At 66.3% G+C, this 24058-nt stretch carries 20 protein-coding genes; 9 read left to right on the forward strand and 11 right to left on the reverse strand.

The annotated features are described in order from the left end of the window. The first annotated feature begins 28 nt into the window (after nucleotides 1-28). Genes BJ960_RS02495 through BJ960_RS02505 form a run of 3 tightly spaced genes read left to right on the forward strand, consistent with a single transcriptional unit; the run spans nucleotide 29 to nucleotide 3009 of the window. Nucleotides 29-961, forward strand: coding sequence for a DUF817 domain-containing protein (locus tag BJ960_RS02495; RefSeq protein ID WP_220663664.1), 933 nt, complete (start codon nucleotides 29-31; stop codon nucleotides 959-961). Then, a complete protein-coding gene (locus BJ960_RS02500) occupies nucleotides 958-1986 on the forward strand; it encodes a hypothetical protein (protein WP_185986114.1) in 1029 nt (342 codons plus the stop codon). The genes BJ960_RS02495 and BJ960_RS02500 overlap by 4 nt, the downstream gene beginning before the upstream one ends. 48 nt (nucleotides 1987-2034) lie before the next feature. Further along, nucleotides 2035-3009 (forward strand): bile acid:sodium symporter family protein, encoded by a 975-nt coding sequence (locus tag BJ960_RS02505; RefSeq protein ID WP_307814648.1) that lies wholly within the window; start codon nucleotides 2035-2037, stop codon nucleotides 3007-3009. Nucleotides 3010-3101: 92 nt separating this feature from the next. Here the strand turns inward: BJ960_RS02505 and BJ960_RS16590 are convergent, their stop codons facing one another. Beyond that, complete coding sequence (locus BJ960_RS16590; RefSeq protein ID WP_237463612.1) at nucleotides 3102-3827, reverse strand: DUF4190 domain-containing protein; 726 nt, start codon at nucleotides 3825-3827, stop codon at nucleotides 3102-3104. A gap of 211 nt (nucleotides 3828-4038) precedes the next feature. Beyond that, a complete protein-coding gene (locus BJ960_RS02515) occupies nucleotides 4039-5172 on the reverse strand; it encodes a helix-turn-helix domain-containing protein (protein WP_185986116.1) in 1134 nt (377 codons plus the stop codon). Between the two features lie 114 nt (nucleotides 5173-5286). Between BJ960_RS02515 and BJ960_RS02520 the strand changes: the two genes are divergently transcribed. Both BJ960_RS02520 and BJ960_RS02525 read left to right on the forward strand, forming a co-directional pair. Beyond that, a complete protein-coding gene (locus BJ960_RS02520) occupies nucleotides 5287-6927 on the forward strand; it encodes an amidohydrolase (RefSeq protein ID WP_185986117.1) in 1641 nt (546 codons plus the stop codon). Between the two features lie 49 nt (nucleotides 6928-6976). Further along, a complete protein-coding gene (locus tag BJ960_RS02525) occupies nucleotides 6977-7741 on the forward strand; it encodes an SDR family NAD(P)-dependent oxidoreductase (protein WP_185986118.1) in 765 nt (254 codons plus the stop codon). Nucleotides 7742-7925: 184 nt separating this feature from the next. Here the strand turns inward: BJ960_RS02525 and BJ960_RS02530 are convergent, their stop codons facing one another. Next, on the reverse strand, nucleotides 7926-9245 hold the full coding sequence (locus tag BJ960_RS02530) for an aminotransferase class III-fold pyridoxal phosphate-dependent enzyme (protein WP_185986119.1): 1320 nt from the start codon (nucleotides 9243-9245) through the stop codon (nucleotides 7926-7928). Between the two features lie 209 nt (nucleotides 9246-9454). Then, nucleotides 9455-10801, reverse strand: coding sequence for an MFS transporter (locus tag BJ960_RS02535; RefSeq protein ID WP_185986120.1), 1347 nt, complete (start codon nucleotides 10799-10801; stop codon nucleotides 9455-9457). Between the two features lie 144 nt (nucleotides 10802-10945). Between BJ960_RS02535 and BJ960_RS17135 the strand changes: the two genes are divergently transcribed. Further along, complete coding sequence (locus BJ960_RS17135; protein WP_185986121.1) at nucleotides 10946-12124, forward strand: helix-turn-helix domain-containing protein; 1179 nt, start codon at nucleotides 10946-10948, stop codon at nucleotides 12122-12124. After that, a complete protein-coding gene (locus BJ960_RS02545) occupies nucleotides 12117-13004 on the forward strand; it encodes a LysR family transcriptional regulator (RefSeq protein ID WP_185986122.1) in 888 nt (295 codons plus the stop codon). Before BJ960_RS17135 ends, BJ960_RS02545 begins: the two co-directional genes overlap by 8 nt. A gap of 47 nt (nucleotides 13005-13051) precedes the next feature. Here BJ960_RS02545 and BJ960_RS02550 read toward each other — a convergent pair whose 3' ends face one another. From BJ960_RS02550 to BJ960_RS02570, 5 genes are all read right to left on the reverse strand, one after another. Then, entirely contained in the window at nucleotides 13052-13804 is a 753-nt protein-coding gene (locus BJ960_RS02550; RefSeq protein ID WP_185986123.1) for an SDR family NAD(P)-dependent oxidoreductase, read from the reverse strand. An 83-nt stretch (nucleotides 13805-13887) separates the two neighbouring features. Next, nucleotides 13888-15306, reverse strand: a complete 1419-nt coding sequence (locus BJ960_RS02555; protein ID WP_185986124.1) for an MFS transporter — start codon at nucleotides 15304-15306, stop codon at nucleotides 13888-13890. 52 nt (nucleotides 15307-15358) lie between these two features. Beyond that, nucleotides 15359-16561, reverse strand: coding sequence for a M20 family metallopeptidase (locus BJ960_RS02560; protein WP_185986125.1), 1203 nt, complete (start codon nucleotides 16559-16561; stop codon nucleotides 15359-15361). Continuing rightward, complete coding sequence (locus BJ960_RS02565; RefSeq protein WP_185986126.1) at nucleotides 16558-17784, reverse strand: aminotransferase-like domain-containing protein; 1227 nt, start codon at nucleotides 17782-17784, stop codon at nucleotides 16558-16560. Before BJ960_RS02565 ends, BJ960_RS02560 begins: the two co-directional genes overlap by 4 nt. Beyond that, the gene (locus BJ960_RS02570) at nucleotides 17784-18968 is read right to left on the reverse strand and encodes a M24 family metallopeptidase (protein ID WP_185986127.1); all 1185 of its coding nucleotides are present in this window, start codon (nucleotides 18966-18968) and stop codon (nucleotides 17784-17786) included. The genes BJ960_RS02565 and BJ960_RS02570 overlap by 1 nt, the downstream gene beginning before the upstream one ends. A 112-nt stretch (nucleotides 18969-19080) precedes the next feature. Here BJ960_RS02570 and BJ960_RS02575 point away from each other — a divergent pair, with 112 nt between their 5' ends. Together BJ960_RS02575 and BJ960_RS02580 are read left to right on the forward strand one after the other, a co-directional pair. After that, nucleotides 19081-20019, forward strand: coding sequence for a LysR family transcriptional regulator (locus tag BJ960_RS02575; protein WP_185986128.1), 939 nt, complete (start codon nucleotides 19081-19083; stop codon nucleotides 20017-20019). Between the two features lie 202 nt (nucleotides 20020-20221). Next, the gene (locus tag BJ960_RS02580; RefSeq protein WP_185986129.1) at nucleotides 20222-21721 is read left to right on the forward strand and encodes an NAD-dependent succinate-semialdehyde dehydrogenase; all 1500 of its coding nucleotides are present in this window, start codon (nucleotides 20222-20224) and stop codon (nucleotides 21719-21721) included. Nucleotides 21722-21847: 126 nt separating this feature from the next. On the opposite strand, the gene BJ960_RS02585 is transcribed toward BJ960_RS02580, so the two are convergent. Further along, nucleotides 21848-23425, reverse strand: a complete 1578-nt coding sequence (locus BJ960_RS02585) for an MFS transporter (protein ID WP_185986130.1) — start codon at nucleotides 23423-23425, stop codon at nucleotides 21848-21850. Then, complete coding sequence (locus BJ960_RS02590) at nucleotides 23422-24036, reverse strand: TetR/AcrR family transcriptional regulator (protein ID WP_185986131.1); 615 nt, start codon at nucleotides 24034-24036, stop codon at nucleotides 23422-23424. The genes BJ960_RS02585 and BJ960_RS02590 overlap by 4 nt, the downstream gene beginning before the upstream one ends. Nucleotides 24037-24058: the final 22 nt, after the last annotated feature.

Below are 24058 nucleotides of genomic sequence, written 5' to 3' on the forward strand. Positions count from 1 at the left end.
GCCCGGCTGCCGGGCCGGAGCTGCTCCCGTGACGGCTGATGCGGGCGGCCTGCCCCCGCACGAGCTCACCCGGCTCGAGCGCGCGATCGACCGCGCCGCGAACCGGGTGCTCGAGGGCGCCCCGGCGCGCGGCGTTCGCGCCGTGCTCGTCGAGTGCTCGGTCTTCCTACTCAAGCAGGCGTGGGCGTGCATCTTCGGCGCGCTGCTGCTCGTCGTGCTCGTCGCCGCGCGGCTCTGGTACCCCGACGACGCGATCCTCGCCCGGAATGATGCGCTGACGATCGCGGCGGTCGTGATCCAGATCCTGCTCCTCGTCTTCAAGCTCGAGACGGGGCGGGAGCTGTGGGTGATCCTGCTCTTCCACGTCACCGGCACCGTGATGGAGCTCTTCAAGACCGACGTCGGCTCGTGGGCGTACGAGGGCGATGGGATCCTGCGCATCGGCGCCGTGCCGCTCTTCAGCGGGTTCATGTACGCCGCCGTCGGCTCCTACATGGTGCGCGTCTACCGGCTGCACGATCTCAGGTTCGCCAGGTACCCGTCGCGGCTCGTGACGACGGTGATCGCGGCGCTCATCTACGTGAACTTCTTCTCGCACCACTTCATCGTCGACTTGCGGTGGGTGCTGCTCGCCGCGGTGCTCGTGGTGTGGTGGCGCACGACGATGCACTTCCGCGTGTACCGGGTGACGCTGCGCGCCCCGCTCCTCCTCGTGTTCTTCGGCGTCGCGACGTTCATCTGGTTCGCCGAGAACATCGCGACGTGGGCTGGCGCCTGGCTGTACCCGCACCAGGAGGCGGGCTGGGAGCTCGTGTCGCCGCAGAAGCTCATCGCCTGGTTCCTGCTCATGATCATCTCGGTCGTGATGGTGACCTGGGTGTACCCGCCGCGGGCGCCGTCGGAGGAGCCAGGCCCAGGCCTGAGCCCTGACGCGGCGCCGGTGCCCGGGTCGCGCCCGTGAAGCGGGTCCTCGGGAGTCCGGTCTTCTGGGCGCTCGCGTGCTTCGCGGCGGCGCTGCCGTGGATCCTGACCGGGAGCGCGGTCGACTTCTTCCCGTTCGTGTGCCTGCTCGTTGCGGGCTTCTTCGCGGGCCTCCTCGTGATGCGGGCCCTCGCGCGCATCCCGTCGCGGCGCGCGGGTCTCTGGGCGCACATCGGGGTCTCGGCCGCGCTCGCGCTGTTCGGCGCACTGTTCGCGCCGCGACTTGGTGACGTCATGGCGTGGCTGCGTCAGGCGCTTCCCGAGCCGGCGGTCTCGCTCGTCTGGTCGCTGTGGGTGCCGACGCTCACGCTCACCGGCGTCGTCTGGCTCACGCTGCTCGGGCGGGTGACGGCGGCGCTGCCAGGCGGGCGCGCAGCGGACCTCCCAGCGCCCGTATGGGTGGGGACGCCGGAGGGCGCCCAGGCCGAGTTCACCGCCGTCGAAATGACCCGGCGCGCCTACCTCTGGATCGTCACCGCGTGCGCCCTGGTGGTCATCGCTGTGGCCGTTGCGATCTTCGTTGCGGCCGAGCCCGTCGCGAGCAGGCTCTCTCCGAAGCTGCTGCTGCTCGCCTTCGGGCTTGGCGTCGCGCTTCCCGTCTTTCTCGTGGCGCGCGCGTACTTCCGTGCGCGCTCCCGCGTGTGGCGGGTCACGTTCAAGACCGGGCGGATGAGGATCGCGGAACTGCCGCCATCGCCTGCCCCCGCCGCCGGCGATGGGACCCCGGGCGGCGCGGCGCCGATCACGACGCTCTCCACTGCGTTCACCGACATCGAGTCGTTCACCTGGAGCGCGACGGGGGAGGCCGCGCGCATCGAGGTGCGCTCGCGGCGGGGCGAGTGCTCCCTCCTCGTCGGTGTCGCGAAACCACTGGCAGGCAAGCGCGCGGCCCTGCCTGACCTGTCCCGCAGGGTGCGCGCCGAGCTCGCCGAGGCCGGCCTCGTCGAGCGCCCAGGGAAGGGGCGCCAGAGCAGCTGGCGGTACGAGCGGGTGGCGGCGGGCTGAAAGTTGACATCTGCTGCGCAAGTCGCAGCAATGTGCGATGCTGGAGCGGTGGCGAATAACGAAGTTCCCCAGCAGTCCCCAATATCGCTCGGCGCGTGGGTAAGCCGGTTGGCGGGCGCGTGGTTTCCGGTGGCGGTACTCGCAGCCGGAGCGGTTGCAGTCGCCTGGCCTGCGCCATTCCTCCCGATTGCGCCGTTCATCAACCCTCTGCTCATGGTCATCATGCTTGGCATGGGAATGACGCTTCAGGGCTCTGACTTTGCGTTGGTGGCCAAGAGACCCCTGCCGCTCCTGATCGGAATTCTCGCGCAGTTCATCATCATGCCGCTGTCCGCGCTAGCCCTGGTGACGGTGTTCCGGCTCGACGCGGCACTCGCGGTCGGGATCATCCTCGTCGCGGCAGCACCGGGCGGTACCGCTTCGAACGTGATCGTGTACCTTGCGAAGGGAGACGTCGCCCTGTCTGTCGCGATGACTTCCGTCTCGACGCTGGCTGCTCCGTTGTTGACCCCACTCATTGTGCTGTGGCTTGCTGGGTCGCATCTTGAGGTCAACTTCCTGGGAATGTTCCTCTCGATCGTGCAGATCGTGATCTTGCCCATCGTGTTGGGTCTGGTGTTACGAGCACTGCTGCCGCGCGTGGTTAGGCGCATCACCGACTGGCTGCCACTCGTCTCCGTGGTGGTGATCACGCTGGTGATCCTTGCGGTTGTCGCCGGGAGCGCAGGGACCGTGCTCAGTTCCGGGTTGGTCGTTGCTGGCCTGGTCATCGCGCTCAACGCACTGGGACTCTTCCTCGGTTACGTCGCTGCGCGTCTTGCTGGTCTTGATGAGGCGGCACGGCGAGCGGTGACGGTCGAGGTGGGCATGCAAAACTCCGGTCTCGCTGCGGGGCTCGCCCGGACGCACTTCTCACCGGAGGCCGCGCTTCCCGCTGCGCTGTTCTCGGTCTGGCACAACGTTACTGGCTCCGCTCTTGCCAGCTACTGGTCGCGGCGCCCGCCCGGTGCTCGAAAGGACTAAGCGTTCCTGTCGGCCGAGAACGCCGCAGGCAAAGCGAACGGGCGGGCCCTCCCGCGTGGGGAGAGCCCGCCCGTGCGTGCGGCGGCGGTGGGCTAGAACCCGTAGGACGCCGCCCCGGCAAAGAAGCCGAACGAGGTGAGGCCGATGAGGAGCACGAGCCCCACTGCCGCGAACGCGAGCATGGCGCCGTTGAGCCAGACGCCCCACAGCGCGAGCGTGCGCTCCTTCGTGTTGCGGCGGAGCGCGAGGATTCCGAGCACGAGGCCGACAATCGGCGCGACAAAGGTCCAGGCGCTCAGGATCGACGCAATGCCGATCACGAAGCTCGCGATGGCGAAGCCGTAGCTATTCTTGCCCGGCTCGGGGTCGAGGTGGCCCGGGACGGCATAGTAGGGCGCCTGCGGCGGTGCCGCGTACCCGCCCTGTGGCGGGACCGCGTAGCCGCCGGGCTGGGGAGCCTGCTGTAACTGCTGGGCCTGCTGGGCCTGCTGCGCCAGCGGAGTCGAACCGGTGTAGGGCGACGTGTACTGCACGGTCGGCTGCGAGACGGTCGGCTGCGACGCGGTGGCCTGCGCTGCGGCGTACGCGGGAGACGCGTCTGCGGCTGGTGCGGGCGGCACGGTTGCCTGTGGGAGGGTGACCTGCGGCACGGTCGCCTGCGGCGGCGCGTACACCGGGGTGGGTGTGGGCGCTACCGGCTGAGCCGGTGCCTCGGGCGCCGCGGGAGTTGCGCTCTCGGAAACCGAGGTGTCGGGCGCAGCGGACTCGGTCTGAACGTCCGAACCTGGAAGCTGAGTGGGGTGTGCGTCGGTGGTCATGATGACATTCCTTTCTGCCGTACGCCGCCTTGATACTTCCAAGACTATGAGCCTGTAGGATCCTGCGCGTCCTGCCCCAGTACCGGGGCCGGTGGTACCCAGGTACCTAACGACCCCGAGAGGGGAGCCTATCGCCCCCTAGTGGGAGCTCGCAGAAAGGGCTGTGATCACTGCGGCTTTCTATGGGAGCAAGGCAGCTTCATCTGCTGGCTTACCAGAGGCCGAGGAATACTGCGAGGATCGCCAGCTGTCGAGGAACGAGTGGGTTGTAGCCGGTAAGCGCCTCAACTCGGCGCATCCGGGTGACAACAGTGTTGCGATGGCAAAACAGCAGCGCCGCAGCGCCCCCAACGGTGCCCGTCTCCGCAAACGCGCGCAACGTTTCACGAAGCCGCGTCTGCTCAACCTCACGGATCTCGAAGAAATCGCGGCCGAGCACCGAGGCTGGGTCGTCGAAGTGTCCGGCCGCGCTCGCATGCGCGCTGTGGAGCACGAGATCGTCGAGATAGGCCACGCCGCTATGCTGCAATGGCGTGGTGAGTCGCGTCATTTCACGCACCAGGGCAGGGAGGCGGTCGAGGGGCGCCGGATGGCGGGTGATGACGCCCCTGGCTTCCGCCGGAAGGTCCGGTTGGGCGTGATCGGGGCTGAGGAGTACGAAGACACCCTGCCAGGAGAGACTCGCTCGCCAGGGGGCGAGAAGTCGCTCAAGTGGAACTCCTGAGGGGGACAGTAGAGCCACCCACAGTTCGCCGTCCGAGGGTGCCCCGAGCGCCTCAGCGAGCAGCGTAAGCTCTGATTGGCTGAGAAGGTCTCCGGTGATAAAACGCGCGAGCGCGTGATCGATCGTGCGTCGCGTGTCCTGGCTGAGCCGCTGCGACTCCGTGAGGTAGGCCCGCTGAACCCGGGACACCTGTTGTTCGACCAGGCCGATGAGCGTCTCGACCTGCGCGACGAGCAGCTCCGACTCTGCCTCGCCTGCAGCTTGCTTGAACGCTTCCCAGAGCACGGCGAAGTTCGTCCGCACGCCCTCGAGTAGTAGGCTCTCGGGCACGCCCTGGCCCGCCCGCCGCGTACCGAGCCGCTCCGGGAAGCTCTGGAGTCGCTCCGGAAGCGGTGTCCCCGCGAGTTGCAGCAGGAACATTTCGAGGCTGTCATCGACGACCTCGACTACATCGGCGGAGGCAACGGCATTGTCGCCGTACTTCTCGGCGACGGGGAACCCCCGGAGGAAACTGTCGCGCAGCTCGACCCGTCGGTCTTGCACCTCAGCGACGAGCTCAAGCCAGCGTGGATCGAGATCGAGGGATACTGCCTGCGTCTCGAGATCGTATGAACCTAGCATGATGCTGATTTTAGATCCAAAACGCATGGTCATCCGTCATTGCAGCGCAGCGAACTATCAAGAAAGATGGTTGCAGAGACCCGTCTCGCACCAAACTCGGAGTGGAGGAGCAGCGTGAACATCGACCTCATCCTTCGTGGTGGCCGAATCCATACGATGTCGGCGGTAGGCACCACCGACGCCGTGGCCATCCACGACGGCCGGATCATTGCTCTCGGCGAGGACGCACTTCGTCTTGATGCGCGCGTGACACGCGATATCCGGGGCAAGACCGTGCTGCCCGGGTTCATCGATGCTCACGCCCACAGCGTCTGGTTCGGGCTCACGCTTGTTGAGCTCGACGTCGCACCGGCCAGGAGTCTCGATGAGATCTACGCTCTCGTCGCCGAGCGCGCAAGCGACACCCCCGCGGGGGAGTGGATTGTCGGCGCCGGGTTCAATCAGATGAGCGTTGGGAATCGTTACCCGGATCCCGACCGCCTCACAATTGCAGCTGGGGGCCGCCCAGTGTGGCTCAAGCACACCTCTGGGCACGCCTGTGTGCTTAACCGAGCGGCGATGTCGGAGACCGGTGTGTATGAAGCTGCCCTGCGCGGGGTCGAGGGTGGCCGGATCGTGCTTGACGAGCGCGGGGAGCCCACAGGGCTGCTTGAAGAGCAGGCAATGCGGCTCGTCCAGGACGTTATGCTCCCATACCCGCTCGCGCGGATCGAAGAGGCGCTCGAAGCCGCCACGGCCCACTACGTGAGCGAGGGGCTCACGAGCGTGACGGATGCTGGGATTGGCGGGGGTTGGATTGGGCATAGTCCCCAGGAGTTCTCCGCGTACCAAAACGTGCTCGCCCGCGGGAGCCTCCGCACGAGACAGCAGGTCATGCCGGAGTCATCAACGCTCGCCAGGCACGGGGAGCCCGGAGCAACAGGATCCTTCGTTGGGTTCAACACTGGAGTGCGAAGCGGCCTCGGCGATGACCGGCTGCAACTCGGGCCGGCGAAGTTCTTTCTTGACGGCTCGATTCTCGGGGCCACCGCGCGCATGACCGAGGAGTATCACCACTGCGCTGGCAGCCATGGCTATTACCAGGGCAACCGCGACGACATTCGTGGCCACGCCCTCGACGCGGGCCGGGGTGGGTGGGCGCTTGCGATGCACGCCGTCGGCGACGAAGCTGTCGACCTGGCAATCGATATCGCCCACACGCTCCGGGCGGAGGGCATCACACCGCCCATGCCGCACCGTGTTGAGCACGGTGGGGTTGTGAGACCGGAGCAGCTCACAGAGCTCGCCGAGGCGGGACTTACGGTGATCGGTCAGCCGCGCTTCCTCACGCTCTACGGGGACGGCTTCCGCGAGTTCATTGGCGATGACCGAGCTGAGTGGTCGTTCCGCTCGAAGAGTCTTCTCGACGCCGGCATGTCGCTCGCGCTGACCTCTGACCGCCCAGTTGCTCCCGGCGCACCGCTCAGCGTCATCGAATCCTCCATGCTGCGCCGCACCGAGAGCGGGCATCTCTACGGCGCGCACGAACGTCTCACGATCGACGAGGCCCTCGCCGCCTACACAACAGGCCCGGCACAGGTGACCGGATGGGCTGGGCGGAAGGGGGTGATCGCGGTAGGTGCACTCGCCGACCTTGCGGTGCTTGGCGCTGACCCGTGTGACGTGTTGCCAGAGGAGGTCTCCGACATTCCCGTTGCGGCGACCGTTCTGGGTGGTGAGGCCGTGTACGACCCTGAGGGGGTCATCGCTGTATAGTGCAGCCAGCGCCCACACTCGACCCTCGTATCGGAAGGATTCTCGCGTCATGACAGCAGTTGCCCCGACAGTAATCGTCACCGGCGGTACCTCCGGGATCGGACGGGCCATCTCCGAGGTCCTCGTCGAGCGCGGCTACGCTGTCTTGGCGACGGGCCGCGGTGTTGCGCAGGGCGAAGAACTCGCTGCCGTCCTCGGGCCGCGCCTGGCATTTGTGAGCGTCGACCACGCCGACCCAAAAGCCGCAGACATCGTCGTCGCGGCCTACAAGGCGCTTGACCCTGCGGTCTTCGGGCGCCTCGTTGGCCTCGTCAACAATGTCGGACGAAGGCACAATGATCTTATTGGAGAGCATGATGCGACTCGGCTCGCAGAGACTCTCGCGCTCAACGTCACGGCGACGATCCTCATGACTCAGGCGGTCGTGCCGTTGTTCGACGCAGCCGGAGGGGGCTCGATCGTGAGTGTTTCCTCACGCCTCGCTGTCGCTGGGATGGCCGGGGTAAGCGGCTACGCAGCGAGCAAGGGGGCGATTAACAGTTTCTCCACCGCCGCGGCGATCGAGCTCGCCCCGAAAAACATTCGGGTGAACGTCGTTTCGCCGGGCATGACGAAGACGCCACTTATCGAGGCCTGGCTGAGCGACCAGCCGGACCCCGTAGTCGCCGAGCAGGAACAGGCGGGGCGCGTGCCACTCGCGAGGCTATGCTCGGAGCAGGACGTCGCAGCAGCCGTCGCGTATCTCATCTCCGATGGTGCCCAGTATGTGACGGGTATCGTGCTGCCCGTCGACGGTGGCTACACCGCCGCATAGGTCTCCCGGAGGGCCCAGGACGTGCAGGCGTGCGCGCAGCCGGCGTGTGCGTCGTCAGGTTTCCTGAACTCGCTGATCTGGGCCCGTGTCGTGATGGGGATGCCTCACCCAGTTTCGAGAACGGCGATTCGCGCGTCCAGGAAATCTGGTCCTGGACGCGCGAATCGCCGTCTCGTACTCCGCGCTAGGCGGAGTACGCCTCGAGTGCGTGCTCGAGGATAGCGAGCGCCTCGTCGAGGACCTCGTCCGTCACGGTGATTGCGGGGAGCATGCGGAGCACGTGGCCGTCGCTGCCGCCGGCCATGAGGATCAGTCCGCGCTCAAGTGTGAGGCGGCTGAGCGCGCGGTAGGCCTCGGGGTTCGGGGTGCCATCCGCGTGGACCAGCTCGATGCCGTGGAGAGCGCCGAGACCGCGAACGTCGCCGATCACGGGGAAGCGTGACTTCAGCGCCAGTAGCCCCGCCTGCAGCCGTTCGCCAATCTCTGCAGCCCGATCGAGCGTGCCCCGCGTCTCAAGCTGATCGAGGACGGACAGGGCTGCTGCGCATGCGACGGGGTTGCCGCTGAAGGTGCCGCTCAACGCGCCGGGCGCCATCGCGTCCATGATCTCGGCGCGTCCTGTGACCGCGGAAAGCGGAATGCCGGAGGCGATCGCCTTAGCGATGGCGACGAGGTCCGGGACAAAATCGAAGTGTTCGCTGGCGAACATCTTTCCCGTGCGCCCAAGGCCGGTCTGGATCTCATCGGCAATGACGACGATGCCGTTGTCATTGCACCAGCGCTGAAGCGTGCTGAGGAACCCTGGGGCCGGGACGATGACGCCGCCCTCACCCTGGATCGGCTCGATGAGCAGGCAGGCGAGGTTTTCGGTGCCGGCAGTCTTTTCGAGGTAGGCGATTGCGCGGCGGGCGGCTTCAGCGCCCTCGAGCCCATCGTGGAACGGGTACGAGTTCGACGTGCGGTAGATCTCACCCGGGCGAGGCCCTGCCCCTGCGGCATAGGGCGTGGCCTTGTAGTTGAGGCCGAGGGTGAGGTTCGTGCGGCCATGGTAGGCATGGTCGACGACGGCGATGCCGTTGCGACGAGTGTAGGCACGCGCAATCTTGATGGCGTTCTCGATTGCTTCCGCCCCCGTCGATCCGAGCATCGACTTCTTCGGAAAGTCACCCGGTGTGATCTCGGTGAGTCTGCGCGACACCTCGACGTAACCCTCGTAGGGGGTGACTCCGAAGAGCGTATGTGTGAAGCGCTCGATTTGCTCGACGGCGGCGCCCGTCGTGCCTGCATTGCCGTGGCCGAGGGTGGTGACGCCAATGCCAGAACCGAAGTCGATGAATTCGTTGCCGTCGACGTCGGTGAGGGTCGTGCCCTCCGCAGATGCGATGTACACGGGAAACGCGGGGTTGACAGACGCCGAGACGAACTCGGCCTTGCGGGCGGCGAGTTCCTGCGAGCGAGGTCCGGGGACCTCGGTCTTGACACGCTGCGCTGCGATGGTGCTCATGTGGCCTCCTAGTGGTGTTTGGGCTGGACGCGAGAGAAGTCCTCTCATCAGGCTAGAGAGCAGTATTGGTTATGAAAAGCGACATTCAGTGACGGAAACCTGTTAGTCTAAATGACACGTTTGGAGGTGTCGGCAGTCTCCTGTCTGCACGCGCAGCAGTGCCCCGAGGGAGCCTCGGGGCACTGCTGCGCGGGGGTGAGTCAGCAGGGTTACTCGGCTTGGGCCGCCTCCGCGGCGCTACCTGTCCTGCGTCGACCCATGGGCGGGATCAGTCGGTTCGCGATCCGCACGCCGGCGAGAGAGATCAGAGCGATGACGAGGAGCAACACCGAGATCGGCCACGACTTTGAACCTGAGACGATGAGCAGTGAGGTTGCGATCATCGGCACGAAGCCACCGACGAAGCCCGCGATGTTGAAGCCGAGGGCCACGCCTGAGTAGCGGATGCTCGTGTGAAAGAGTTCGGGCAGAATGACGCCGGTTACGGCGTAAGCGACGGCGATCGGCTGCACGATCACGATGATCGCGACGATCGCGAGTACCGGACTGCCGGACGACAGCGCCAGGATCGCAGGAAACGCAAGCACGGCGGTCACGGCGCACCCCCAGGTCGCCAGTTTGATCGGGTCTATGCGGTCGGCAACAGAACCAGTGACCAGCACTGTCACGATCTGTAGCGCCGCTGCTGAGAGTGTCGCCGTCAGCATTGTGCTCGAGCTTAGCCCGACCGTTCCCGTGCCATAACTAATGGCGAACGTGGTGACGAGGAAGAAACCGCCAATGGACACGAACGCAACGGCCGCAGCGGTGAACATGCGGCCTGGGGCACGTCGGACCACCTGCCAAGCCGGCACTTTCTGGATGAGGTTGGCCTGCGTCGCATTCTTGAACGCTGGGGACTCGTCGACGAGCGTGCGTACCCAAAGCGCGACACCGAGCAGCGGGAAAGCTGCGAGGAACGGGATGCGCCAGCCCCACGCCTGAAAGGCGTCCGGCGGCAGGGTGCCGAGCGCGAGAAATGCGCCGGAGCTAATGATGTTGCCGATCGGTGAGCCGAGCTGGGGGAGACTTGCGTACAGTCCCTCCTTGCCCTTTGGTGCGTGTTCTGAGGCGAGCGTTACCGCGCCGGCCCACTCGCCTCCGAACGAGATGCCCTGGAGGAAGCGGAGCGTAACGAGGGCTATCGGGGCCATGATCCCGATAACGTCCTGGTTTGGGATCACCCCGATCAGGCCGGTTGAAACTCCGATGAGCACGAGGGTGAAGATAAGCGTTGCGCGACGCCCGAGGGTATCGCCCAAGTGGCCAAAGATCACTGCACCAAGTGGTCGAGCCGCGAAGCCGACAGCAAATGTTGCAAACGCAGCGAGCGAGGCAACGAGCGGGTTATCGCTGGCAAAGTACTGGGTGTTGAACACCAGTGCCGCGGCGGTTCCGTAGAGGAAGAAGTCGTAGTGCTCAAGTGCGGTACCCACCACGACCGCGGTGCGCACCATGCGTGGGCGACGAGGTGTGGAGGTATCCTCTGCGGGCCTCAGGGCGGCTTCGGGGTTCATCGTTGATCCTTCCGGGTGTGTTCGGCAACGGTGCCAAGACTCCCTCCATGAAATCAGGTGCATTATGATGCATTCAATGGCCACGAGTTCCGTCTTTCGGGCGGCTAGAGTGGTGATGTGCACACTTTTCTGGTGAGGGGTGACGTGGTTCACAGTATTCCGCTTCCCGACCTATCTGGCGTGGCTCGGGACGCAGAGTGGGTCGAACTCGTTGCGCTGCTCGGCAGACACAAAGAACGCATGGTTGATGACTTCTTCGACGGTTTCGACGGAAACGTGGTCTACGAGGGGGCGGTGCCCGCGGGCGACATCTCCGACCTTGTGAGTTCGACAATGGAGATGTACCTGTTGCTCCTCGCAGGCAAACAGCTGCCCGACGAACTGCGGCGGTTGCCGGCTGATCTCGGCGCGCGTCGAGCCAGACAGGGAGTACCAGCCGAGCAGCTGCTTGATGGCGTGCGAACGAACTCTCGCGTCATTTGGAACGCGCTGCGCAGCATTACAGGCCCCGACCAGATGGAGTGCCTGGTCCGAAATACCGGCCTGTTTTTGGGGCTCGTTGAGTGGCACGTACGCGAGGTGCAGTACGCCTATCTCCGAGAAGCAGATCGGCTGCAGCGACGGAGCGAGACCGTGCGCCGTCAAGCTCTGCGGAGGTTGTTCGAGGAGCCGGCACCGGGCCAAGGGGAACTCGCAATGATCTGTCGCGACCTCGGACTGCAAGCAGACTCCGAGTACGCACTCGTCGTGCAGCCGGGGCAGCATGCGACCGACTGCGAACTGTGTGAGAGCGGCGAATGGCCGTATGCGCACGAGCCTGGCCGGGTCACGTGCCACTTTCGGCAGGTACGGCTGCATGAAAGCGAGGGGGACGAGCCCTCGCTTAGCGGACGCGCGGCCTTCTTCACGCCAATTCAGGGCGTGCGCGGTCTCCTGCCGGCGCTGCACACCGGGCACGCGTTGCTCTACGCATACGACTTCGATACGCCGGTACTGCTGACGTCGAAGAACACGTGGGCAGGAGTCGCATGGCGCGCGGTGGAGGAGCTGTTCCCTCCCGACCTTGCTCCCGTGGACGTGTCGCGGGTGCGGGCACTCGGGCCAAACGCCCGGCGGCGGCTGCTTGACACCGTCGCCGCATATCTTGCGAACGGGTCGATCAAGGCCACGGCCGAGCAACTGTTCTGTCACCGGAACACGATCGTCAAACGGCTGGCCCAGTTTGAGGAGCTCATCGGGCTGCGATTCAGCGTGCCGAACGAGGCGGCGCTCGTTGTGCTCGCGATTGCGGCGCTCACCCGGGAGGATGGTACGTATGCTTGATCTGCGCCGACTCGTTATCCTCAGGGAACTCAAACACCGCGGCACGATGAGCGCCGCAGCGCGTGAGCTCGCCTACACACACTCCGCCATCTCGCAGCAGCTTGCCCAGCTTGAGCGGGATGTGGGAGTCAAACTGCTTGAGCGCACTGGGCGCAACGTGCGGCTCACCCCGGCTGGCGATGAGCTCGTGAGGAACACGGAGGCGATCCTCTCTGCCATCGAGAAGGCTGAGGCTGACCTCGCCACGACGCACCAACGGCCGCAGGGAGTCGTTCGGCTCGCAGCCTTCACCACCATCAGTCGAGCAATCATTCCAGACGCATTGCTGCGCCTCGCGGAGCGCTACCCGGAGCTCCAGGTCCAGGTCACCCGCGCCGACCCGGAGTTCGGCATCACGATGCTCACGTCACGGCAAGTCGACGCGGTGCTCACTGACGCGTACCCGGGAGTCGGGCAGGCCGCCCCTGCGGGAGTGACGGTGACGACCCTCGGCACCGATCCGGTGCGTGCCTACCTACCACCCGGCGTGCGGTCGGAGGGGCCCGCGGGAATGGGCAGCGTACCCTGGGTATTGGAACCCCCCACGTCTGCTGCGACGCAGTGGGCATTACGCGTGTGCCGCGAACGCGGCTTCGACCCCTACGTTGCGCACACCACGAGCGACCTCCTGTTTCACCTCCGGATGGTCGAGCACGGGCTGGCGGCGGCCTTCCTGCCAGACATGGTGATCCGTGAATCCGGGCTCAAGCTCACACCGAGCGCCTGGCTGTCGGTGGGGCAAGAGCGCACCATCAACTTGCTGGTGCGTGAGGGGTCGGAAGCGCACCCGGCACACGTCGCCGTGCGTGAGGCAGTCATGCGTGAACTTGGCGATGGGTGACGACACTGGTTCGACCGGACCCGCGGCTTTCCAGACGTCGCCTCGGCCTACTTCGCGAGGTAGCCACCCTCGACCGGGATCGATGCCCCGGTGAGGTAGGAGGCCTCCGGCGAGGCGAGAAAACGCACCACGGCGGCGACGTCAGCTGGCTCGGCAATGCGTCCGAGCGGGATCGCCTCCGCGACCCGGCGCGCTTCTGCCTCGGGGTCGGGAAGGCCATCGAGCCACTCCTGGTAGAGCGGGGTGCGTGTCATGCCGGGGGCGACGGCGTTCACGCGGATGTTGTAGGGGGCGAGGTCGATTGCCGCGGCCTTCGTGAATGCAAGCATCGCGCCCTTCGACGCGCTGTAGATGCCCATGGTCGGCACGCCGATGCTCGCGAGGCGTGACGTGATGTTGATGATCGAGCCGCCGTCGCCTTGCTCGCGCATGGTCCGCGCTGCCGCGATGAGCAGGTTCATCGCCGAGAAGGTGTTCGTCTCGAACGTCGTGCGAATCTCTGCCTCCCCGACCTCGAGGAGTTCGCCAGTGTGATCGATTGCGGCATTGTTGACGAGCACGTCAAGGCGTCCAAAGGTCTCTGTTGTGCGGGAGATGAGATCGGCAGCGGCGCCGGTCGCCGTGAGATCGGTGCGCACGAACCGCGCGCGATCGCCAAGCTCTGCCGCAACGGCTGAGCCGCGCTGCTCGGAACGCCCGGAGACCACTACGCGGTGTCCGGCTTCGACGAGCTGTTGGGCGATGACCACCCCGATCCCGGAAGTTCCTCCGGTGACGAGTGCGACGGGTGCTGTTGACATGGTGACGTTCCTTTCATACGGACATGGGCGGTGGCCGGCATCTCGACGTCGATGCCGGCCACCGGGAGGTGGGGTGGCGCGGTTTAGCTGGCCTTTGCCCCGATGAGTTTCTCGCCGCGCGCGAGGCGCGCAGCGTCGTCGCTGCCCGGGAGCACGTTGCCGCGCAAGGAGCGGCCAGCTGTCTCGTTGAAGGTCAGCACGGAGATGAAACCGATCACGCCGGCTGCCGCAAGGTACCACCCGGGAATGAGCACATTGCCGGTGCGGTCGATGAGGAACTCGTTCATCATTCCGGCGGTGCCGCCGAAGATCGCCGTCGACACGTTGTAGCCGATCGCGAATCCGGAATAGCGCACGGAGGTGGGGAAGAGCGCGGGAAGCGTCGCGGAAATATTCGAGATAATCATGACGAGGAACAGTCCGAGGATCCCGATGCCGGCGAGCTGCGACCAGACCGTGCCGACTTGGATGAGCATGACCGCAGGAACTGACAGCAGGGTAAAGCCAATGCTCGCGATGAGCAGCAGCGGCTTGCGTCCGATCCGATCCGAGAGTGCACCGAACGGCACAATGACCGCCATCATGATGAGCTGGATGATGACAAGCGAGAAGTTCGATTCCGCCGCTCCGTGCCCAAGGGTCGTCGAGAGATAGCTCGGCATGTACGTGAGCACGAGATAGAACGCGACGTTGATGAGGATGACGAAGCCGGCGAGCTTGAGCACCTGCTTCGGGAACCGCACGATGAGTTCGCGCAGCGCGGCCCAGGCGCTCTGCTTGGCCTTCCCTGAGATGTCGATGTCCGAGGTGAACGTCTCAGGCTCTTCGACGTTGCGGCGCATCCAGAGGGCGAGCAGGCCGAGGGGGAGCGTTAGCAGGAACGGTAGGCGCCACCAGCCGGCCATCATCGCGTCCTCTCCGAGGACGAGCGTCATGGTCGTGACGAGGATTGCCGCGCCGGAGAAGCCCGCGAGCGTGCCGAACTCGAGGAACGAACCGTAGAAGCCGCGTCGATTATCGGGCGCGTGCTCTGCCATGAAGACAGCGGCACCCGCGTACTCGCCGCCGGCGGAGAACCCCTGCACCATGCGAAGGAACACGAGCAGCAGCGGAGCCCACACTCCGATCGAATCGTAGGTGGGGAGAAGACCGATCGCCGCCGTGGACACGCTGATCATGAGGATCGTCGCCATCAGCACGGTGCGACGCCCAATCTTGTCGCCGAGCGGGCCGAGCACGATCCCACCGAGCGGCCTCACGAGGAACGATACGGCGAACGTGGCGAACGCGAGAATGCGCGGCAGCGCGGATCCTGGCTCACCGCCGAAGTCGAAGAACAGGCTCGAGAGGTAGACGACAAGGTAGCCGTAGACGCCGTAGTCGAACCACTCGATAGCATTGCCGATGGCCGCCCCGGCGACCGACTTGCGTGTGTTCTTGCGTTGTATCGGTGTGAGATCGATGTCCCGGGTAATTGTGGGGAGCTCCTGGTGTGCGGTCATGATTTCCTTCCTACGCACTCCCCGATGAGTGCGACTGGTGTTGGTGGGTGGGCTACGCTGCCCTTGCGAGTCGAAGCGCGATGAGCACGTAGGCCTGTGCGGCTGTCTCGAGCTGTGAGATTTCCACGTTCTCGTCGGGCTGGTGGGCCTGGCCGGTGATATCTCCCGGACCGAGAATGATTGTTGGGGTACCGTGGTGCCGCGCGACGAAGCCGCCCTCGCAGGCAGCGGTCCAGCCGGTCTGCGTGCCTGACGCCCCGAGCTCACGGAGTGCCTGTGACGCGATCTGGACAACAGGGGAGTCGGTCTCGGTGCGGAAGCCTGGCATCTCCATGTCGACGGTGCCCTCGATGCTGATGCGTTCAGCGTTCGCGATGCCGGATTCGGCCAGATCGATCCTTGCCGCCCCGAGGAGTTCGGCGAGGATCGTCTCCGGATCCTCGCCCGGCATCGTGCGGCGGTCGAGGGTGAGCGTGGTCACTCGCGGCACCATCGAGGTGCCGCTTCCGCCTTCGATCGTGCCGACGTTCCACGTCCCGGTGCCGAGGAGCCTATCGCGCTCACCCGCAGCGAGTATGGCGTGGCGGTCGCGTACGAGTTCCACAATCCGCGCTGCGGCGTAGATCGAGCTCGCGCCGTCCTCAGGCCGTCCGGCGTGCGCGGAGGCGCCGGTCACTTCGACGACGAGGTTGCTTGCGCCCCTGCATCCGATCACCACGTCGAGATCGGTTGGCTCCGCAACGATGCATGCGAGGTACTCTCGCGGCATCTCCGCCGCAAGTGCGGCGAGCACGCCGAGCGCGCGATCCTCCTCGTCGACAGTGCACAGTAGTTCGAGTCGCAGGTCGGGCGCAACGGCCGAAACCGCTGCCATCGCCGCCAGCAGCGCGGCAAGACCGCCCTTCATATCGGTGGTTCCTCGACCAATGATCCGGCCACCGGCGATCCGCGGCTCGAACGGGTCACCGCTCCACCCCTCCCCGGCGGGCACAACGTCGCTGTGACCGAGGAACAGGATCGCCGGCCCATCTGCTGGACCGAGAGCGGCCCTGAGGTTTTCCCGCCCCGGCTCAACCTCTTGAAGCGTGACCTCGGCGCCAATCCGCGCACAGATCGCGGCGAGGCGGAGCACGGTGTCCCGTTCCGTCTCGCCTGGGTTCTCGCCGCGCCCTCGAATGAGGTCGCAGGTGTCAGCAGTGATCGCGTCGACGTCCAGAAGATCGAGTGCCGCGCGTTCGCGTGGTGAGAAGGTCATGCGCGCGTGGCCTCTCCGGCGGCGATTGCCCGCTTGATCGTGCTCGCGAGCCTACTCACGCCAACGTCAATGCGTGCGGGGGATGAAGTCGCGAAGCAGAGCCTCAGGGCATTGCGCATACTCCCATCGACGGTGAACGCCGGGCCTGGAATGTACGCGACTCCGTCGCGCAGCGCAGCAGGGAAGAGCGCCTCAGTGTCGAGGCCAGCCGCGTCACCGCGGAGCGTGAGCCAGAGGAAGAACCCGCCCTCGGGGTCGGTGGTCGTCGCGAGTCCGCCGAGGTGACGCTCGACTGCGGCGAGCATTGCGGCCTTCCGCTCGCGGTAGATGGGCTTGAGTCGTGCAACGTGCGTCTCGAAGTGACCGCTCGTGAGGTAGTTCAGCACTGCGTTCTGGACGGGCACGCTGCTGCACGTGTCCATGGCCTGCTTCGCATTCACCGCCAGGGCACGCACGGCGGGGTCGACGTCAATCCAACCGGTCCGGAGGCCAGGGGCAATCATCTTGGAGAGGGTGCGGACCTGGAACAGGAGTGGATGCTTGGGGGCAATACCCGCGAGGTCCGGCAAATCTTCGCCCTCGAAGCGGAGCCTGCCGTATGGATCGTCGTCGATGATCATCGCGCCCCAGCGCTCTGCGAGCTCGATGAGGAGCTCCCGCCGCCTGAGGCTCAGGGTCACCCCGGTGGGGTTTTGGAAGTTTGGGATTGTGTAGATCGCTCGGGGGGTCTTGCCGGTGCGAGCGACGAGCTCAGGGAGAGCTTCGACGATGAGCCCGTCCTCGTCGACCGGCGCCGGGAGCAGGTCGGCTCCGTAGCTCAGCGCAGTTGCGTTTCCATTGCTGTAGGTGGGGGCCTCGACAATGACGAGGTCTCCCGGATCGACGAAGAGCTTGAATGCGAGGTCGAGCCCCTGCATGCCGCCCGTCGTGACGAGCAAACGCTCGTCGCTGGTCTCGATGCCGCGTTGGGACGTGAGCTCCATGATCTGCGCCCGCAGCCGCGGCTCGCCCTCGGTCTCGCCGTAGTCGTACCGCCCGCTCCGCGAGCCGGTGAAGGCCTCGTCGAGCTGCGCGATTGGCATCAGGTCCTCGCTTGGAGCGCCCATCGCAAACCGCACGATGTCGTGTTGCTGTTCGGCAAGTAACGCAGTCGAGGCATCAATGACGGAACCGACGAGTAGCTCGCTGCGGTCCGCGAAAGGTGGTGCGATTTGGGTGGGCATTAGGCCTCCTGAATGATGAGTCGACGGGGCGCGTCGGTGAACACGTCTGCGCCCCCAGCGGCCACCCGCGCGGACTCGGAGGCTTCGAAGCCGTAGCCCGTCATCCACATACCCGCGATGAGGTGGAAGGTCATGTTTTCTTCGAGCACGGTGTCATCGCCTGCACGAATGCTGACCGTTCGTTCGCCCCAGTCGGGCGGGAAGCCCACACCGATCGAGTACCCAAGTCGCGATTTCTTCTCGAGACCGTAGCGGCGTAAAACGCGGTCGAAAGCAGCGTGCACCTCCGCGGAGGTGTTGCCCGGTCGGAGCGCGTCGAGCGCCGCGTCGAGCCCCTCGACAGTGGCGCCGGCGAGCCGGTCGAGTTCGCGGCTGGGCGCGCCGAGCGACACCGTGCGCGCGAGCGGCGCGTGGTAGCGGCGGTGCACGCCTGTCAGCTCGATCGATACGGCTTCACCGGCAGCCATCCGCTCCGCCGTCCACGTCAGGTGAGGCGTGTCCGCGCCCTCGCCATACATAAACATTGGCACGATCGCCGGGTAGTCGCCGTCGGCGCCGTCGACTCCGCGCGCCTGCGCCGCGAGCACCTCCGCCGCGAGCTCGTTGAGTGGCTTCCCCGTCTCGATTGCCGCTACCGCGCGCCGCATTGCCTCGCTCGCGACTTGGCCCGCCCGACGCATTTGGCCAATCTCAAACTCGGACTTGATGAGCCGCACCCAATTCACGAGTTCCCGGCTCTCGACGAGTTCCCACTCGGGGAAGCCGTCACGGAGCGCAAGGTACGAACGGACGGAGAAGTAGTGGGCGTCGCCCTCAAAGCCGACCCTGCGAGCGCGGCCAGCCTCGCCACGGTCCCGCAGTCGCTCCGCGATCCACTCCATTGGGTGCGTGTCCGGCCGGTGCACGTAGGTTTCGGGGTAGCCGAGTACGGAGTCTGCGTAGCGTAACGCGGTGCGATGGGCGCCGAGCGCGTCCATTTCTCGCATCGCGAGCACGGGCTCACCGTCAAGCGGTACGTAGAAGATCTGCGGCGTGTAGAAGGACCAAGCGTTGTATCCCGTGAGGTAGAACATGTTCGCAGGGTCGGAGACCACGAGCGCGTCTAACTCGCGCAGTCGCATGGCCTCACGGACCGCGGCGAGCCTCCGATCGAGCTCGTCCACGTCCACCTGTGCTGTTGTCATCGCCCACCCCTTCGTGCCGGTACTCTCACACACGCTAGAGGGACTTGTACTGTTTTGGAAGGCTGGAAGTATATAAACGTACTGTTCACGTTTGCTAAAGGATCGGTGTGCTGTGATTGATGTCCGAAGGCTCGCGCTGCTGCGCGAGGTGTCGATCTACGGCGGCCTCACCGGTGCGGCCGAAGTGCTCGGGATGAGCGTGTCGTCGATCTCGCAGCAACTCTCGCGGTTGCAAAACGAGCTCGGCGTCTCACTGCTCGAGCCCGCGGGGCGCGGAGTGCGGCTCACGGCGGATGCGGAGCGCCTCGTCGTGCACACCGAGCGGGTGCTCGCCGTGCTTGAAGAAGCGGAGGCTGAGCTGCTCCTCACTCGCGGAGGGCTCTCCGGTGTGGTGCGCGTCGCGGCCTTCCACACCTTCGGCACCCGGTTGCTCGTGCCGGCCATGCGTCGCCTGCGGGAGGTTGCGCCCAATCTCGCGCTCGAATACGCCCAGCTCGATCCAGAGGGAGCGATCAGGGAACTTGGTGCGCGCAGGGCAGACATCGCAGTGGCCGATGAGTATCCCGGAGCGCCGCTCTCGCCAACGCCGGGACTCGTGCGAGTCGATCTTGGACACGATCCGATCGCGATGTATCTCCCCGACGGTATGCGAGAAGCGGACCTGTCAGGGGGGAGCTCGGTGGACTCCCTGGCGCGGCTGCCGTGGGTGATGGAGCCGCGGCAGACCGATGCTTACCGCTGGGCACGTGGGATCTGCCGCACTATCGGTTTCGAGCCACGGGTCGCCTTCGAGTCTGCCAGCCTCGACTTTCACCGGCAGTTGGTGGCCAGCGGCGAAGCGGCGGCCTTCCTGCCGCGCTCGATCGCTGGCGAGCTCTCTGGTCAGGTCACCCGGTTGCCGGGGCGGCGCGGCCTTCCGGGCGGCATGCATCGAACCTTTCTCATGCTGATGCGCCGGGGCGCGGAGCGCACGCCCGCCCTTATGGCGTGCCGAGAGGCGATCGAGGGGGCATATCGTGAGCTCGGCACGGAACCTGCAGGTGGCACGTGACCAATACGGTGGGCGAGGCATCTGTCACTGTAGCTAACCGTTTATTGTTACGAGCAGTCGCTTTTGTTTACGTGTTGCGCCCCCTAGCGTGGAGGAAATCCCGGATCGTTACTGGCTGCCACACCCGTGTGTTGCAACGCCAGCCCCGGAGCCACACGCACATCACGGCCACCGGCCGTCCATCCTTGGAGGCGCACTCGCGATGACTTCCCCACTCACCGTCCGGCAGGAATCAGAGCTTCTCGCGGGCTCCGCGTCAGCGATTGCCCTCGCAGACTCCGTCATCGCGGGTCTCGGGCTTCCGGCCGACGGCATCCCCGTTCACGATCCCGCGACAGGGCAGCGAATCGCGAGCGTGCCAGACGTCAGCGCAGCGGGCGCTGTCGCGGAACTCGCTATCGCTGACGCCGCGGGCGCAGCCTGGGCAAGGACCACTGCCAGGCACCGTGCTTCACTGCTGAGCCGCTGGTACGAACTTATCGTCGAGCACACCGAAGAGATCGCGCATCTCATCACACGCGAGATGGGCAAGACACTCGCCGAGGCGCGGGGAGAGGTGAAGTACGGTTCGGACTTTGTGCGCCTGTACGCAGAGGAAGCCGTGCGTCCCGGCGGCGGGTTCCGCGACGTCCCAGACGGAGGATCGAGCCTGCTCATCAAGCGCTCGCCTGTCGGCCTCGCCGTGCTCATCACCCCGTGGAACTTCCCCCTCGCAATGGCCACTCGAAAGATCGCACCCGCGCTCGCCGCAGGCTGCCCAGTTGTCGTTAAGCCCGCGACGCTGACGCCGCTCACCACCTACTTCGTGGTTGAACTCGCCCGCCGTGCCGGGATTCCCGCTGAGCTTGTGCGGGTAGTGACCACGTCGAATGCCGGGGACTTCAGCGATGCCGTCCTGCGGGACCCGCGCACGCGGAAAGTCTCGTTCACGGGGTCGACGCCGGTGGGGAAGCAACTCCTGCGCATCGCGAGTGACGGGGTGCTGCGCACCTCGATGGAGCTTGGCGGCAACGGTCCCTTGCTCGTGTTCGACGACGCCGATCTCGAGCGCGCCGTTGACGGCGTCTTCGCGGCGAAGCTCCGCAACGGCGGCCAGTCGTGCATCGCAGCGAACCGCATCTACGTGCAGGACGGGATTGCCGACGCCTTCGTCGAGGCATTCGCCGAGCGACTCTCCGCTTCTCCCGTGGGCAACGGATTCGGCGAGGGCGTCGCGGTCGGGCCGCTCATCGACGAGCGTGCGGTGCGAGAGATGCGCGCGCTGACCGACGAGGCCATCGCCGATGGCGCCGAACTTCGCACGGGAGGCGCCACCTACGAAGGGCCGGGGCAGTTCTTTGCTCCAACGGTGCTCGACCGGGTGCCGGCGGAGTCCCGCGTGGCGAACGTCGAAATCTTCGGGCCGATCGCAGCGATTCAGCGATTCTCCTCAGAGGAGGAAGGCATCGCCCGCGCGAATGACACCGAGTTCGGGCTCGCTGGCTACGTGTTCACCGAAAACCTCGACCGGGCACTGAACGTTGCGGACGCGCTCGAGACGGGGCTGGTCGGCATCAACCAGGGAGTGCCGTCGAACGCAGCGGCTCCCTTTGGTGGAGTGAAGCAGTCGGGTCTCGGCAGAGAGGGCAGCGCAGAGGGGCTCGAGGAGTACCAGAACGTCCGGTTCTACAACGTCGCGAGGCGTGCAAGCGCCGAGCTGTAGCCCGGTGCGAGGGCGGGTTTCGGGCCGGTAGCTGCGCTCGACTCGATGCGCGGCGTGGCCCTGAGTGCAGGTGCACCCAACGATCACGCCGCGCAGCGTCCGCGCCTCACAGGGTCAGCGTTGCCCCTAGTGGGAGCTCGCAGAAACGTCTGTGCCCTTTGGTGTGAGGAAGAACACGGTCGCGGCAATCGTCAGCATGCTCAGGCCGCCGACGATCCCGGTGGTCTGCATCGACGAGGTGAACGCTTCGCTCGCGGTGGCGAGCAGGTCGGGGAGCCCCAGCTCCTCGGCGATCGCCGCGGCGGCGCCGAGCGAGTCGTTCGCCTGCTTTGCAGCCTCGGCGCCGAGGCCGTCCACGAGCGGATTGCCCGCGAGCCCCGAGCGGTAGAGGATCGCGGCGATCGACCCGAGGATCGCGACGCCGAGCACGGCGCCAAGCTCGTATGAGGTCTCCTCGATCGCGCCCGCGCTGCCCGCCTTCTCCTCGGGGGTGCCGTGCATGATCATTGCCGATCCGATCGCGAGCGAGCCCGTGCCGAAGCCCACGAGGGTGAGCGCGACGAGCACCGTCGTGTAGGTGAGCGTGCCCGGCTGCAGGCCGATCGCGAGCATGCCGATCCCGGCGAGCGCGATGCCGCCCGCGAGGACCGCGCGCGAGCCGATGAGGCGCGCGATCGGGGGAGCGGCGAGCGAGGCTACCGCGCCAGCGATCGCGACGGGGATGAGCCTGACGCCAGCCTCGATCGGGGTCGCGCCGTCGATGATCTGCATCCACTGCGCGAGCAGCAGCAGGGCGGCGCCCATCGCGAACGAGGAGCCGAGCGCGGCGATGATGCCCGCCGAGAACGGCCGGTTCTTGAAGAGCCCGAGCTCGAGCAGCGGCGCGTCGCTGCGGAGGCATCGGACAATGAACCAGGCGAGCAGGGCGACGCCCGCGGCGAACGCGGTGAGCGCGTTCGGCACGAGGAAGCTCGACTCTGCGGCGAACGTCTTGATCGCCCAGATGACGAGCGTCATGCCCACGAACGAGAGGATCGCCGCCAGGTAGTCCCAGCGGCCCGGGTTCTTGACCTTGGACTCGGGGAGCACGAGCACGCCCGCGACGACGCCAGCGAGCATGAGCGGCACGTTCACGAGGAACGCCGCGTGCCAGGAGAAGTGCTCGAGCAGTACGCCGCCGATGAGCGGACCGACGGCGGCGCCGAGACCCGAGACCGCGGCCCAGATGCTCAGCGCGGTCGCGCGCTCGCGCGGGTCGGTGAACGTCACGCGGATGAGCGACAGCGTCGTCGGCATGATCATGGCACCGCCGATGCCGAGCAGCGCGCGGATCGTGATGACGGCCTCGGCGCTCGACGCGACGAGCACGAGGAGCGAGGCGAGCCCGAAGAGGGTGTAGCCGATCATGAGCATGCGCTTGCGGCCCCACCGGTCGGCGAGGGCGGCGAACGACACGAGCAGGCCGGCGAGCACGAGCGAGTAGACGTCGATGATCCACAGCTGCTGCGCCGCGGTCGGGTGCAGTTCGGCCGCCATTTTCGGCAGCGCGATGTTGAGGATCGTCATGTCCATCGTGATGACGAGCAGGCTCGCGGTGAGCACCGCGAGCGCTCCCCAACGTCGGGCACGGCTGATGGGCGCGGCGGTGGCCTGCGCCGGGTCGGCGTGCGGGGCGTTCGTGGTGGGCGTGTGTTCGTTCGTCATAACTCAGACTTTTCGGATGGGTGGCCAGTCGTGCTGGTGGGTTGAGGTGAAGTGGGTGTGCCCGCGAGGGCGGTGAGCGCGAGCGTGAGCGCCTCGCGGGAGAGCGAGTGCTGCCGGAGCCCCGCGTGGATCGTCGCGCCGTCGATGTAGACGGCGATGGCCTCGGCGCGATCCCGATCGAAGTGGACCGAGAGCATCTCGATGAGCTTGTCGCTCCACCTGAGTGCGAGCTCCCGGAGGCTCGGGTCTGCCGTCGCGCTCGAGAACAACGCAATGTCGGCGTTGACGGCGCGCGGGTCTTGCAGGTAGCTCAGCAGCTCGGTGACCGCCCCCGACGGGTCGGTCTGGAGTGTGGCGAGATGCGGTTCCAGCGCGGTGAGCGCCTCGTCGTCCTCCTGGGCGAGCTCGCGCAGCGCCTCCTCGCGGAGCTCCTCGATGGAGGAGAAGTACTGGGTCGTCGAGCCGAGGGAGACGCCGGCGTGGCTCGCGACGGCGCGGTGCGTGAGGGCGGCGGCGCCGCGGGTGACGATGATCTCCGTGGCGGCGCGCAGGATCGCGCGGCGGCGCCCCTCCGGATCGCGTCGTCCGGGCGCGAGTGGTTCGATGCTCATCGCTTCCCCCCTGCGTTGTTGT

Origin of the sequence: Leucobacter aridicollis (assembly GCF_013409595.1) — a bacterium.
Lineage (GTDB): Bacteria > Actinomycetota > Actinomycetes > Actinomycetales > Microbacteriaceae > Leucobacter > Leucobacter aridicollis.

Excerpts from the sequence above, each read along its gene's own strand:
- BJ960_RS16590 (WP_237463612.1), bottom strand. The coding sequence starts at position 3,827 with ATGACCACCGACGCACACCCCACTCAGCTTCCAGGTTCGGACGTTCAG.
- BJ960_RS02515 (WP_185986116.1), bottom strand. The coding sequence starts at position 5,172 with ATGCTAGGTTCATACGATCTCGAGACGCAGGCAGTATCCCTCGATCTC.
- BJ960_RS02525 (WP_185986118.1), top strand. The coding sequence starts at position 6,977 with ATGACAGCAGTTGCCCCGACAGTAATCGTCACCGGCGGTACCTCCGGG.
- BJ960_RS02530 (WP_185986119.1), bottom strand. The coding sequence starts at position 9,245 with ATGAGCACCATCGCAGCGCAGCGTGTCAAGACCGAGGTCCCCGGACCT.
- BJ960_RS02535 (WP_185986120.1), bottom strand. The coding sequence starts at position 10,801 with ATGAACCCCGAAGCCGCCCTGAGGCCCGCAGAGGATACCTCCACACCT.
- BJ960_RS02545 (WP_185986122.1), top strand. The coding sequence starts at position 12,117 with ATGCTTGATCTGCGCCGACTCGTTATCCTCAGGGAACTCAAACACCGC.
- BJ960_RS02550 (WP_185986123.1), bottom strand. The coding sequence starts at position 13,804 with ATGTCAACAGCACCCGTCGCACTCGTCACCGGAGGAACTTCCGGGATC.
- BJ960_RS02555 (WP_185986124.1), bottom strand. The coding sequence starts at position 15,306 with ATGACCGCACACCAGGAGCTCCCCACAATTACCCGGGACATCGATCTC.
- BJ960_RS02560 (WP_185986125.1), bottom strand. The coding sequence starts at position 16,561 with ATGACCTTCTCACCACGCGAACGCGCGGCACTCGATCTTCTGGACGTC.
- BJ960_RS02565 (WP_185986126.1), bottom strand. The coding sequence starts at position 17,784 with ATGCCCACCCAAATCGCACCACCTTTCGCGGACCGCAGCGAGCTACTC.
- BJ960_RS02570 (WP_185986127.1), bottom strand. The coding sequence starts at position 18,968 with ATGACAACAGCACAGGTGGACGTGGACGAGCTCGATCGGAGGCTCGCC.
- BJ960_RS02580 (WP_185986129.1), top strand. The coding sequence starts at position 20,222 with ATGACTTCCCCACTCACCGTCCGGCAGGAATCAGAGCTTCTCGCGGGC.
- BJ960_RS02585 (WP_185986130.1), bottom strand. The coding sequence starts at position 23,425 with ATGACGAACGAACACACGCCCACCACGAACGCCCCGCACGCCGACCCG.
- BJ960_RS02590 (WP_185986131.1), bottom strand. The coding sequence starts at position 24,036 with ATGAGCATCGAACCACTCGCGCCCGGACGACGCGATCCGGAGGGGCGC.